The organism is Streptomyces sp. NPDC007901 (assembly GCF_042959465.1).
Lineage (GTDB): Bacteria > Actinomycetota > Actinomycetes > Streptomycetales > Streptomycetaceae > Streptomyces.
Genome location: NZ_JBIBKW010000003.1, coordinates 215,309 through 227,376 on the forward strand (window position 1 = coordinate 215,309; position 12,068 = coordinate 227,376).

Sequence of the window (12,068 nt, forward strand, 5' to 3'; positions counted from 1 at the left end):
GCGTGTGCCCACGGTCGAGGTCGCGGACCTCAAGGACGGCGACTTCCTGCTGGACGTCCGCGAGGACGACGAGTGGCAGGCGGGCCACGCCGCCGGTGCCCTGCACATCCCGATCAGCGAGTTCATGGCCCGCTACGGCGAGTTCACCGAGGCCGCTCCCCAGGACGCCCGCGTCAACGTCATCTGCCGCTCCGGCGGCCGCTCGGCCCAGGTCACGATGTACCTGGTCCAGCAGGGCATCGACGCCGTGAACGTCGACGGCGGCATGCAGGTATGGCAGGCAGCGGGCCGAGCCGTCGTAACGGACGCAGGCGAAGACGGCTTCGTCCTCTAACGCCCCCGCACTGCAGCGCCCCGCCCTTCAGCACCCCGTCCTGCAGCGCCCCGAAAGGGGCGCGGGGAACTGCGCGACCAGCCCCCACCGGCCGGCAGATCCCGCACGACCGAACACCCCCGATCCTCCATCGCCCCTATCCCAGGGGATGCGCAGCGAGCAAGTCCCCCAACGCCTCCTCATACGCCCCCGCCCCCCCGAGCGCCAGCTCGATCTGCTTCGCCCAGGCGTGATACCGGTGCAGCACGTACTCCGTGTCGGCCCCGAACCCCCCGTGCAGATGCTGCGCCGTCTGCACCACCCGCCGCACCCCCTCCGCCGCCCAGATCTTCGCCACCGCCACATCCCCGGCCGTCGGCAGCGCCCCCGCCGCCCCCGACGCGATCCGCCACGCCGCCTGCCACAGCGTCGCCTCCATGGCCCGCAGGTCGATGTACCGGTCGGCGGCCTGCACGGCCACCGCCTGGAACGTGGCGACCGGGTACCCGAACTGCTCCCGCTTCCCGGTGTACTCGCTGGTCAGCCGCAACACCCGCTCGCCCAGCCCGAGCGCCAGCGCACATGTCCCGGTCGCGAGCAGCTCCCGCAGCCACTCCCAGGCCCCCTCCGCCGTGACCACGTCCCGTCCCGCGACCCTCGCCGACTCCAGCCGCAGCTCACCGAACCGTTCCCCGCTGGTCGACACCTGCTCGGCGAGCGCGACCCCCTCGCTCCCCGGCGCCACCAGCGCCAGCACACTCCGGTCGGCCTCCGTGTGCGCAGGGACGAGGACGAGATCGGCGTCGTACGCCCACGGCACCGCCGTCTGCACCCCGTCCAGCACCCACGTCTCCCCGTCCTGCCGTGCGGTGACCGCCAGCTCGGCCGGGCCGTGCCCGGTGCGCCCGCTCGCTGCGACGGTCAGCACCAGCTCGCCCCGCCCCGCCCGCGCCAGCAGCCGGTCCCTCAACTCCTCGTCCCCATAGGCCTGTACGACGGCCATGGCCGCGCTGGTCTCCAGCAGCGGCACCCGGGCCAGCACTTTCGCCGACTCCCGCAGCACCAGGCAGAGCGCGACGGCGTCCAGGCCGGCCCCGCCGTACTCCTCGGCCGGCAGCAGGCTCAGCAGGTCCGCGCCCGCCAGCCGGTCCCACAGTTCCCGGTCGAAGCCCTCGGCCACGGCGCCGGTGGTCAGCGCCGGGCTGGGCACCGCGTCCGGCGCCACCCCGGCGAACACCCCGCGCGCCGCCTCGGCCGCCGCCAACTGCTCCTCGGTGAAGGTGAAGTCCACGGTCCTGTTCCTTCCGGCGGATCCGGTGATCTGACGGTCGATCCGGCAGTCGACCCGACGGCCGATCTGACGGTCCGTCAAGATAGAACAGGTTCTAGAAGAAGGGAACCGAAAACATCTGCGATCACCAGCTCTTTCCGTCGTAGGCTGACGCCCGCTGTCTGCCGATGGGGGACGGACACACGAGGGAGGACACATGGGGATCCGAAGCCTGACCCGCACGGAAGCCGAACGCCGGTCCGCACTGATCGCGGTCGAGCGGTACGACGTGGACATCGACCTCACCGCCCTGCCCGGGGGCCCGGAGGTCCGCTGTGTCTCCACGGTGACCTTCACCTGCCGGGAGCCGGGCGCGGAGACCTTCGTCGACTGCGCGGCCGAGGTCCGCGCCGCCACCCTGAACGGCACCCCCCTCACCCCCTCCGACGACGGCCGGATCCCGCTGCCCGGCCTGGCCGCGCACAACGTGCTGCGCGTCGAGAGCGTCCAGGCCGACACCGCCACCGGCGAGGGTGTGCACAAGGCCGTCGACCCCGCCGACGGCGAGGTGTACGTCTGGACCAGCTTCGAACCCGACGAGGCCCGCTTCGTCTGGGCCTGCTTCGACCAGCCCGACCTCAAGGCGCCGCACGCCTTCACCGTCACCGCCCCGGCCGCCTGGACCGTCCTCAGCAACTCCGGTGACGCCCGCGTCGAGGAGCAGGGCGCCGCCCGCCGCTGGACCTTCCCGGACACCCCGCCGCTGTCCGTGTACAACACGGTCGTCAACGCGGGCCCCTTCCACGAGCTCCGCCGCGAGACCGACGGCCACGACCTCGGCATCTTCGCCCGGCGCTCGCTCGCCGAGGTCCTGGAACGCGACGCCGACGAGATCTTCACCCTCACCTCCCAGGGCCTCGCCTTCTTCGCCGAGGCTTTCGCGATGCCGTTCCCGCAGCGCAAGTACGACCAGGTGTTCATGCCGGAGTTCGGCGGCGCGATGGAGAACTACGGCTGTGTGACCTGGTCGGACGCGTTCCTGCGGCGGGCCACGCCGACCCACGCCGAGCGTGAGCTGCTCGCGCTGGTGCTGCTGCACGAGATGGCGCACATGTGGTTCGGCAACATCGTCACCATGCGCTGGTGGGACGACCTCTGGCTGAACGAGGCCTTCGCCGAGTTCGCCTGCCACTGGGCCGCCGAGGACGCCACCCGCTACACCGACGCCTGGGCGAGCCATCTCGCGGGGGGCAAGCTCAAGGCCTACCTCTCCGACCAGGGCCCGGTCTCGCACCCGATCCACCAGCCCATCCACGACGTGGCCCAGGCCGCGTCGATCTTCGACAACATCACCTACCCCAAGGGCGCCTCCGTCCTCCAGCAGCTCATGACCTATGTGGGCGAGGACCGTTTCCGGACCGGCATGGCCGCCTACTTCGCCCGCCACGCCTGGGGCACCACCACCCTCCAGGACCTGACCGACGCCCTCGCCGAGGCCGGCGACCGCGACCTGGCCACCTGGCGGAAGGCCTGGCTGGAGACCGCCGGCACCGACCGCTTCACCCTGGAGCAGGACGGCGACACCGTCACCCTGGTCGCCGACGGCACCCCGCGCCCGCAGGTACTGGCGGTCGGCGCCTACGACCGCGCCGACGACGCCCTGGAGCGCACCGCCCTGGTCCGCGTCGAGGTCACCGAGCCCCGCACCCCGGTCACCGGCCTTCCCACCACTGCCGACCTCCTCCTGATCAACGACGACGACCTCACCTTCGCCACCACCCGCCCGGACCCCGCCGCCCGCGACACCCTCTTCCGCACGGCGTCCCGGCTGCCCACCGCCATCTCCCGGGGCGTGGCCGCCGCCACCGTCTGGGACATGCTCACGGCGGGCGAGGCCACGGCGGCCGAGGCCGGACGGAGCCTCACCGAGCTCCTGGCCGCCGAGACGTCCGACGCCGTGATCGAGCCCTACCTCACCCTCGTCACCAACATCGCCGAACTCTGGGCCCCGGCCGCCGAGCGCCCCGCGCTGACCGAGGCCGTGGCCGCGGTCTGCCGCCGGCTCGCCGCCGACCCGGGCCGCCGCCAGGTCGCCCTGCGCGGCCTCGCCCGCACGGCGACCGGCGCCGAGGACCTGGCCTGGCTGCGCGAGCAGGCCGGCGACGACGTCGACCTGGGCTGGCGCGCGCTGGCCCGCGAGGCCGAACTCGGCGCCGACATCAGCGCCGAGTCAGCCGCCCTGCTCGAACGCGACCCCGACCCCGACGCCTGGGTCCGCGCCCTCACCGTCCGGGCCGCCCTGCCCGATCCGGACGCGAAGGCGGAGACCTGGCAGCGGCTGGTCGTGGACCGCACGGTGCCCGTCCAGTCGGTCGGCCCGGTGGCGGCCGCCTTCTGGCGCCCCGGCCAGGACGCCCTGCTGGCCCCCTACGCCGAGCGCTACCTGGACGCGATTCCCCAGCTGGAGCAGGGCGGCATGATCCCGGCGATGGTGTACACCTCCCAGCTCTTCCCGCCGTACGCGATCGGGCCCGAGTTCGTCGAGGAGGCCCGGCGGGCGGCCCAGGACGTGGCCCCCGTGGTCCGCAACACCCTCCTGGAGCGCTCGGACGCCGTCCTGCGCATGCTCGGCGCCCGGGCCGCGGGCGCCTGACCCCGGCGAGGGGGAGACCCGCGCCGGCTCAGCGGCCGAGCCCGGCTCCCCCTCTCCGTCTGCGTCGGCCCCTTGCGATCCCTCTGACCTCGGACTTCGTCACCGGTACCCCCTCAACCGATCGTTCGGTTCGCGTGATTCCATGGTCACCGGACCCGGGCGGAGGATCAACCGCTGTGGAAAACCTCCGCCACAGCCTGTGGACAACTCACGGACACGGGCCCGGCGGACCCCGCCCGAAGGCCCTACGACCTGCGCCGACCTCGGCCGGAGGACGCCGGCGCCCCGGACTGGGAGGGTCGCCCGCACCGGCCGGAGTGGTGATGACCACGTCCTCGGGCTCCTCCACGGGGCTGCGCTCGACGGCCGGTGCTGAGTACCGTTCCGTGCGAGTGCCGGGCAGCGGCACACCGGGCGGTCCCGGATCGGCCGAACGGACGACCTGGCGGAATCGGGGAACGGGGCGGCATGGACGCGTACGACGGGGACTCGGATGCCCGGCAGGGGCCGCAGGGCCCGGTCGGGACGCGTCCGGACCACCCCTATGACCCCGGCGAACCCCATGACCTCGGCGAGCCCGTCGGCCCGCCGCCGCCCGTCCCCCGTACCGGCGTCGCCGCCCTCTCCCCCCGCTACCAGGTCGGCGCGGCCCTCGCCCTGGCCCTGGTCGCGGTCGCCGCCTGTGTCCACCTCGGGATGGTGTTCCTGAGCGTCGCGCCGGCGAACACCGTGACGAAGCAGCACGGCAAGGCGATCGAGGAGTGGGTGTACCCGGAGTTCGAGCAGAACTGGAAGCTCTTCGCGCCCAACCCCCTGCAGCAGAACATCGCCGTGCAGGTGCGCGCCGACGTGCTGATGCAGGACGGCACCACGACCACCACCGGCTGGAACGACCTGTCGGTCCAGGACGGCAAGGCCATCGACGGCAGTCTGCTGCCGAGCCACACCGTGCAGAACGAGCTCCGCCGGGCCTGGGACTTCTTCGTCAGCACGCACGGCACCGACAACCGTCCGATGGGCCTGCGCGGCTCCCTGTCCGAGCAGTACCTGCGCCGGATCGTCGTGACGCGCATGTACCGGGAGGACGCGACCAGTGAGAAGGGCACCATCGAACGCGTCCAGGTGCGCTCCAGCACCACCAACGTGCCCCCGCCGGACTGGAGCGGTGAGAAGGTCTCCGACGTCCCCGTCTACCGGGTGCTGCCCTGGTGGACGGTCACCGCGGACGAGGCGAACGGGGGTGTGCGGTGAGCCGTTTCGCCCTGTGCGTGTCCCGCGCCATCGCCCGGGTCACGGGGTCGGCGCTCGGCCCGTACCAGACGGCCGTCGTGCGCATCGGCTTCGCCGCCACCTGGCTGCTGTTCCTGCTGCGCGAGTACCCGCACCGCCAGGAGATGTACGGCCCCGACGGCACCTGGAGCTTCGACCTCGCCCAGCAGCTGACCGCCGACAACCACGCCTTCACGGCGCTGATGTCCTCCGACAGCCAGGCGTTCTTCGAGGTCTTCTACTTCCTGGCCGTTCTGTCCAGCGCGCTGCTGCTGGTGGGCTGGCGCACCCGCGCCACGTCCCTGATGTTCATGGTCGGGGTGCTGTCCCTGCAGAACCGCAGCGTCTTCATGGGCGACGGCGGCGACAACGTGCTGCACCTGATGTCCATCTACCTGGTGTTCACCCGCTGCGGCCAGGTGTGGTCCCTGGACGCGCGCCGGGCGGCCCGCGCGAACGCGGCACGCGCGCGTGACGAGCCGGTGGCCCCCGACCGGGCAGGCCCCGCCCTGTGGGCGGTGTCCGGACTGGTGCTGACCGCGGCGGCCCTCACCGGCCGCAGCGGCGGCGGCTGGCTGATCCCGGCCCTCCTCTGGGCGACCTGGGCGGGTGTCGCCCTGTGGTGGGCGGTGGGCCGCCGGGCACGCACGGCCGAGCCCCGGATCCTGCTGGACGTCATCGCGAACATCATCCACAACGGCGCCCTGTTCGTGATCATGGCCGAGGCCTGCCTGATCTACGCCACCGCCGGCTGGTACAAGATCCAGGGCTCCCGCTGGCAGGACGGCACCGCCGTCTACTACCCCCTCCACCTGGACTACTTCTCGCCCTGGCCGGCCCTCGCCGACCTGCTGTCCGCCAACGGCACCCTGGTGATGCTGGTGACCTACGGGACGGTCATCGTGCAGGTCGCCTTCCCGTTCACGCTGTTCAACCGGCGGGTCAAGAACGTGCTGCTGGCGGCGATGATGACCGAGCACGCGGTCATCGCGGTCGTCCTCGGTCTGCCGTTCTTCTCCCTCGCCATGATCGCGGCGGACTCGGTCTTCCTGCCGACCTCGTTCCTGCAACGGCTCGGCGGCTGGGCGGCCCGCGCGCGTGACCGTGTCCGCAGGCGCGACGACCCTCCGCTGCCCGTGCCGCGCTCCCCCGAGGCCGACGAACAGCCCCGCGTAGGCTTCGGGGCATGACCGACCCCCTGGACCACTGGGCGCGGCGGGCCGGCTCCGCCGTCCTGCTCGACGGCTTCCACGCCCTCAAGCACGCCCTGCGCTTCGGCGCGGAGGTGCCGGTGGCGGTCACGACGGACCGCGCGGCGACGCTGACCCTGGCGGACGAGCTGGCGCCGGACGTACGCGAGGCGCTGGCCGCGCTGCTGACGGAGGTGCCGTCGCAGACCTACGCGTCCCTCGTCCCCCGGCCCCACCCCACGGCCGTGGCCGCCCTGGCCGTACGACCGTCCCGCGAGGCGAACCTCCGCACACTGGCCCACCTCCCGCGCACCGCCCCGATCGTCGTCCTCGACGAACCCCGCAACCTCGGCAACGCGGGCGCCGTGATCCGCCTGGCAACGGGCTTCGGAGCGACGGGAGTCATCACGACCGGCACCCTCGACCCCTGGCACCCGACCGTCGTACGGGGCGGCGCGGGCCTCCACTTCGCCACGGCGGTGGAGCGCCTGACGGTGCCCGAACTGCCGCCGGGCCCCGTCTACGCCCTGGACCCGGAAGGCGACGACATCCGCGGCACCAAGCTCCCGGACGACGCGATCCTCGCCTTCGGCTCGGAGCGGACGGGACTTTCGCCAGAACTACGCGCGCGGGCCGACCATCTCCTCCGGCTGCCGATGCGCCCCCAGGTGAGCAGCTACAACCTGGCGACGAGCGTGGCGATGACGCTGTACCACTGGAGTGCTCTGTAAGGCACCTGTGCTGGTGCGGCCCTTCAGGGGCGCGGGGCTGTGTCTGATACGCGGCTACCGCCGCGTAGGCGCGACCAGCCCCCACGCACCCGCGCTGAAGGACCGGCCTCACGCCTCCCTGCGTACCTCGATCACCCGGAACCGGTTCGCCACGAACGCCCCGTCGCACAGCGCGGCGTTCGCCGCCGGGTTGCCGCCCGACCCGTGGAAATCGGAGAAGGCCGCCGTCTGGTTGACGTACACCCCGCCCACCAGGTTCAGCGACAGCTGGGCGGCCTCCTCCAGGCAGACCTCCTCGACGGCGCGCTCCACGTCGGCGTCGACCGTGTACGCCCCGACGGTCATCGCGCCCTTGTCCCGCACCGTCCGCCGCAGCAGCTCCGTCGCGTCGGCGGCCGAGTCGATGGCGACGGCGAAGGAGACCGGGCCGAAGCACTCGCTCATGTACGCGGCCTCGTCGTCCGGCTTGGCCCCGTCGAGCTTGACGATCACCGGGGTCCGGACGACCGCGTCCGGGAACTCCGGGTTGGCGATCTCCCGGGACGCGAGGGCGACCTCGCCGAGCCCGGCGGCGGCCTCCAGGCGGGCCTTGACGTCGGGGTTGACGATCGCGCCGAGGAGCGCGTTCGCGCGGGCGTCGTCGCCGAGCAGACCGTCGACCGCGCGGGCGAGGTCGGCGACCACCTCGTCGTACGACCGGGGTCCCTCCTCCGTGCGGATGCCGTCGCGGGGGATCAGCAGGTTCTGCGGGGTGGTGCACATCTGGCCGCTGTACAGGGACAGCGAGAAGGCCAGGTTGGAGAGCATGCCCTTGTAGTTGTCGGTCGACTCGACCAGCACCGTGTTGACGCCGGCCTTCTCCGTGTAGACCTGCGCCTGCCGGGCGTTGGCCTCCAGCCAGTCGCCGAAGGCGGTGGAGCCGGTGTAGTCGATGATCCTGATTTCGGGGCGGGTCGCCAGCGTCTTGGCGATGCCCTCACCGGGACGCTCCGTCGTCAGCGCCACCAGGTTCGGGTCGAAGCCGGCCTCGGCGAGGACCTGGCGGGCCACCTGCACGGTCAGCGCGAGCGGGAGCACCGCGCGCGGGTGGGGCTTGACCAGGACCGCGTTGCCGGTGGCGAGGGAGGCGAACAGGCCCGGGTAGCCGTTCCACGTCGGGAACGTGTTGCAGCCGATGACGAGCGCGATGCCGCGCGGGACCGGCTTGAAGGCCTTGGTCAGCGCGAGCGGGTCGCGCTTGCCCTGCGGCTTGGTCCACTCGGCCGTGTCGGGGGTGCGGACCTGCTCCACGTAGGCGTACGCCACCGCTTCCAGACCGCGGTCCTGGGCGTGCGGGCCGCCCGCCTGGAACGCCATCATGAACGCCTGGCCGCTGGTGTGCATGACCGCGTGCGCGAACTCGTGCGTGCGGTCGCTGATCCGCTTGAGGATCTCCAGGCACACCACCGCGCGCGCCTCCGCGCCAGCGTCGCGCCACGCGCGCTGCCCCGCCCTCATGGCGGGCAGCAGTGTGTCGACGTCGGCGTGCGGGTAGGTCACGCCCAGCTCGATGCCGTACGGCGAGAGCTCGCCGCCGACCCAGTCGTCGGTGCCGGGCTGGCCGAGGTCGAGGCGGTTGCCGAGAAGGGCGTCGAAGGCGGCCTTGCCGGCTGCCGCGTCCAGGCTGCCGTGCTCGCCGTAGGCCTTGGGGTGCTCGGGGTGGGGGGACCAGTACGCGCGCGTGCGGATCGCCTCCAGCGCCTGGTCAAGCGTGGGCCGGTGCTTGGCGATCAGCTCGTGCACGGTGAGTTCGGCGGTCATGCGGGACCAACTCCTCGTCTGATGAGCTCCCCTTCGAGCTCATGACCTGGGCGGAAACGGCCGGACAGAGTTAGAGTAACCGAACGATCGGTCGGGACAAGGGGGCCTGCCGCATCTGTGGAAAACCCCGTGCGGGAGGATCGCGCACATGACAGCACTCGACCTCAGCAGCCCCGTGGGCGTCGTCGGCACCGGCACCATGGGCCAGGGCATCGCCCAGGTCGCACTCGTGGCGGGCCATCCCGTACGGCTGTACGACGCCGTCCCCGGGCGGGCCGAAGACGCGGCCGCGGCGATCGGCGCCCGTCTCGACCGGCTCGTCGAGAAGGACCGGATGACGGCCGCGGCCCGGGACGCGGCCCGCGCGCGGCTGCTGCCCGCCGAGGAGCTCACCGGGCTCGCGGACTGCGCGCTGGTCGTCGAGGCCGTCGTGGAGCGGCTGGAGGCCAAGCAGGAGCTGTTCCGGGCCTTGGAGGACATCGTCGGCGAGGACTGTCTGCTCGCCACCAACACCTCCTCCCTCTCGGTCACCGCCATCGGCGGCGGCCTGCGCGCCGCCTCCCGCCTCGTGGGCCTGCACTTCTTCAACCCGGCCCCGCTGCTGCCGCTGGTCGAGGTGGTCTCCGGGTTCGCCACCGACGTCACCTCGGCCACGCGCGCGTACGAGACCGCCCGCTCCTGGGGCAAGACGCCGGTCGCCTGCGCGGACACCCCCGGCTTCATCGTCAACCGCATCGCGCGGCCCTTCTACGCCGAGGCGTTCGCGGTCTACGAGGCGCAGGCCGCCGACCCGGCCACCATCGACGCGGTGCTGCGCGAGTGCGGTGGGTTCAAGATGGGCGCCTTCGAACTGACCGACCTGATCGGCCAGGACGTCAACGAGTCCGTCACGCACTCCGTGTGGCAGGCCTTCTTCCAGGACGTCCGCTTCGCGCCCTCCCTGGCCCAGCGGCGGCTCGTCGAGTCCGGCCGCCTCGGCCGCAAGGCCGGGCACGGCTGGTACGACTACGAGGACGGCGAGGAGCGCCCCGAGCCGCACACCGCCGAGCCGGCCGACCGGCCGCCCTATGTCGTCGCCGAGGGCACCCTGGGCCCGGCCGCCGAGCTGCTCGCGCTGATCCGCGAGGCGGGCATCCAGGTCCGCGAGGAGGACGAGGACCACGGCACCCGCCTGGTGCTGCCCAGCGGCGGCCAACTTGTCCTCGCGGACGGCCAGACCTCCGTCGAGTTCCGGGACGTCGTCTACTTCGACCTCGCCCTCGACTACCGCCGCGCCACCCGCATCGCCCTGTCCGCCGGCCACGACACCCTGCCCCAGACCCTGAGCGAGGCCGTCGGTCTCTTCCAGGCGCTCGGCAAGCAGGTCAGCGTCATCGGCGACGTCCCCGGCATGATCGTCGCCCGCACGGTCGCCCGGATCGTCGACCTCGCGCACGACGCGGTCGCCAAGGGCGTCGCCACCGAGGAGGACATCGACACCGCGATGCGGCTGGGCGTCAACTACCCGCTCGGCCCCTTCGAGTGGAGCCGCCGCCTCGGCCGCGACTTCGCCTACGACCTCCTCGACGACCTGCACCTGCGCGATCCGAGCGGCCGCTACGCGCCCTCCCTCGCGCTCTACCGCCACGCCTACGCCACCGAGAAGCGGGAGGGCGCCTCATGACCACCGCCAAGCGCGACACGTACACCCCCGAGACCCTGCTCTCGGTGGCCGTCCAGGTCTTCAACGAGCGCGGCTACGACGGCACCTCCATGGAGCACCTCTCCAAGGCGGCCGGCATCTCCAAGTCGTCGATCTACCACCACGTCGCCGGCAAGGAGGAACTGCTGCGCCGCGCGGTCAGCCGGGCGCTGGACGGCCTGTTCGGGATCCTCGACGAGGAGCACGCGTGCACCGGCCCCGCCGCCGACCGCCTGGAGCACGTCGTACGGCGCATGGTCGAGGTGCTGATCACCGAACTGCCGTACGTGACGCTGCTGCTGCGGGTGCGTGGCAACACCGGCACCGAGCGGTGGGCGCTGGAGCGGCGCCGCGACTTCGACCACCGGGTGGCCGACCTGCTGAAGGCGGCCGCCGCCGAGGGGGACATACGCGGCGACGTCGAGGTGCGGCTGGCCACCCGGCTGGTCTTCGGCATGGTCAACTCGATCGTGGAGTGGTACCGCCCGGACGGACGCGGCGCGAGCGAACGCGAGGTCGCCGACGCGGTCGTCCGGCTGGTCTTCTCCGGCCTGCGCGCGGCCTGACGTCAGTTGTCGCCCGGTTCCAGGTCCTCTTCCTCGAAGACCAGCAGCGTACGGCTGCTGAGCACCTCGGGGATGGCCTGGAGCCGGGTCAGCACCAGCTCGCGCAGCGCCCGGTTGTCGGGCGTGTGCACCAGGAGCAGGACGTCGAAATCTCCCCCGACCAGCGCGATGTGGGAGGCGCCGGGCAGCTGGCGAAGCTGCTCGCGGACCGTGCGCCAGGTGTTCTGGACGATCTTCAGCGTGATGTACGCCGAGGTGCCCTGGCCCGCCCGCTCATGGTCCACCCGGGCGCCGAAACCACGGATCACCCCGTCCTCGATGAGACGGTTGATACGCGCGTAGGCGTTGGCGCGCGAGACATGGACGCGTTCGGCGACCGACCGTATCGACGCCCGGCCGTCCGCCTGGAGGATCTGGAGGATGTCCTGATCAATGGCGTCCAGCGGGCGGGCGGGCGGCAGTGCCGCCCGGTCCTGCGGGCCTTCGGCCATTTGTTCAGGTGCCATGTCCCCCCGCCTTCCTGTCATGGACGTACTGCGTTCATTCCAGGCTGTGGAGAACCGTTTGTCCACAGCCTGATGCCGCCTGTAGCCAA

Annotated in this window: 10 protein-coding genes; 7 read left to right on the forward strand and 3 right to left on the reverse strand. The window is 72.4% G+C overall.

What is annotated here, in order from left to right; all coding sequences use genetic code 11:
- Positions 1-4: 4 nt before the first annotated feature.
- Positions 5-334: a rhodanese-like domain-containing protein gene (locus tag ACFZDK_RS11310; RefSeq protein WP_390972496.1), complete on the forward strand. Its 330-nt coding sequence runs from the start codon at positions 5-7 to the stop codon at positions 332-334.
- 136 nt (positions 335-470) lie between these two features.
- Here ACFZDK_RS11310 and ACFZDK_RS11315 read toward each other — a convergent pair whose 3' ends face one another.
- Positions 471-1,604 (reverse strand): acyl-CoA dehydrogenase family protein, encoded by a 1,134-nt coding sequence (locus ACFZDK_RS11315; RefSeq protein ID WP_390971771.1) that lies wholly within the window; start codon positions 1,602-1,604, stop codon positions 471-473.
- Positions 1,605-1,800: 196 nt separating this feature from the next.
- Between ACFZDK_RS11315 and pepN the strand changes: the two genes are divergently transcribed.
- The 4 genes from pepN (at position 1,801) to ACFZDK_RS11335 (ending at position 7,426) form a co-directional block, all read left to right on the forward strand.
- Positions 1,801-4,236 carry an aminopeptidase N gene (gene pepN, locus ACFZDK_RS11320; RefSeq protein ID WP_390971772.1) on the forward strand — a complete coding sequence of 812 codons (2,436 nt, stop codon included), beginning with the start codon at positions 1,801-1,803 and terminating at the stop codon, positions 4,234-4,236.
- A gap of 468 nt (positions 4,237-4,704) precedes the next feature.
- Positions 4,705-5,487, forward strand: coding sequence for a DUF5819 family protein (locus tag ACFZDK_RS11325; RefSeq protein WP_390971773.1), 783 nt, complete (start codon positions 4,705-4,707; stop codon positions 5,485-5,487).
- Positions 5,484-6,695 carry an HTTM domain-containing protein gene (locus tag ACFZDK_RS11330; protein ID WP_390971774.1) on the forward strand — a complete coding sequence of 404 codons (1,212 nt, stop codon included), beginning with the start codon at positions 5,484-5,486 and terminating at the stop codon, positions 6,693-6,695. The genes ACFZDK_RS11325 and ACFZDK_RS11330 overlap by 4 nt, the downstream gene beginning before the upstream one ends.
- Positions 6,692-7,426 (forward strand): TrmH family RNA methyltransferase, encoded by a 735-nt coding sequence (locus ACFZDK_RS11335; protein WP_390971775.1) that lies wholly within the window; start codon positions 6,692-6,694, stop codon positions 7,424-7,426. Before ACFZDK_RS11330 ends, ACFZDK_RS11335 begins: the two co-directional genes overlap by 4 nt.
- Positions 7,427-7,534: 108 nt before the next feature.
- Here ACFZDK_RS11335 and paaN read toward each other — a convergent pair whose 3' ends face one another.
- Positions 7,535-9,226: a phenylacetic acid degradation protein PaaN gene (paaN, locus tag ACFZDK_RS11340; protein WP_390971776.1), complete on the reverse strand. Its 1,692-nt coding sequence runs from the start codon at positions 9,224-9,226 to the stop codon at positions 7,535-7,537.
- 148 nt (positions 9,227-9,374) lie between these two features.
- Here paaN and ACFZDK_RS11345 point away from each other — a divergent pair, with 148 nt between their 5' ends.
- Positions 9,375-10,889 (forward strand): 3-hydroxyacyl-CoA dehydrogenase, encoded by a 1,515-nt coding sequence (locus ACFZDK_RS11345; protein WP_390971778.1) that lies wholly within the window; start codon positions 9,375-9,377, stop codon positions 10,887-10,889.
- Entirely contained in the window at positions 10,886-11,473 is a 588-nt protein-coding gene (locus ACFZDK_RS11350) for a TetR/AcrR family transcriptional regulator (RefSeq protein WP_359211413.1), read from the forward strand. The genes ACFZDK_RS11345 and ACFZDK_RS11350 overlap by 4 nt, the downstream gene beginning before the upstream one ends.
- Before the next feature lie 2 nt (positions 11,474-11,475).
- Here ACFZDK_RS11350 and ACFZDK_RS11355 read toward each other — a convergent pair whose 3' ends face one another.
- The gene (locus tag ACFZDK_RS11355) at positions 11,476-11,979 is read right to left on the reverse strand and encodes a winged helix-turn-helix transcriptional regulator (RefSeq protein ID WP_390971779.1); all 504 of its coding nucleotides are present in this window, start codon (positions 11,977-11,979) and stop codon (positions 11,476-11,478) included.
- Positions 11,980-12,068 lie beyond the last annotated feature (89 nt).

Excerpts from the sequence above, each read along its gene's own strand:
- ACFZDK_RS11350 (WP_359211413.1), top strand. The coding sequence starts at position 10,886 with ATGACCACCGCCAAGCGCGACACGTACACCCCCGAGACCCTGCTCTCG.
- paaN (WP_390971776.1), bottom strand. The coding sequence starts at position 9,226 with ATGACCGCCGAACTCACCGTGCACGAGCTGATCGCCAAGCACCGGCCC.
- pepN (WP_390971772.1), top strand. The coding sequence starts at position 1,801 with ATGGGGATCCGAAGCCTGACCCGCACGGAAGCCGAACGCCGGTCCGCA.
- ACFZDK_RS11325 (WP_390971773.1), top strand. The coding sequence starts at position 4,705 with ATGGACGCGTACGACGGGGACTCGGATGCCCGGCAGGGGCCGCAGGGC.
- ACFZDK_RS11355 (WP_390971779.1), bottom strand. The coding sequence starts at position 11,979 with ATGGCACCTGAACAAATGGCCGAAGGCCCGCAGGACCGGGCGGCACTG.
- ACFZDK_RS11335 (WP_390971775.1), top strand. The coding sequence starts at position 6,692 with ATGACCGACCCCCTGGACCACTGGGCGCGGCGGGCCGGCTCCGCCGTC.
- ACFZDK_RS11345 (WP_390971778.1), top strand. The coding sequence starts at position 9,375 with ATGACAGCACTCGACCTCAGCAGCCCCGTGGGCGTCGTCGGCACCGGC.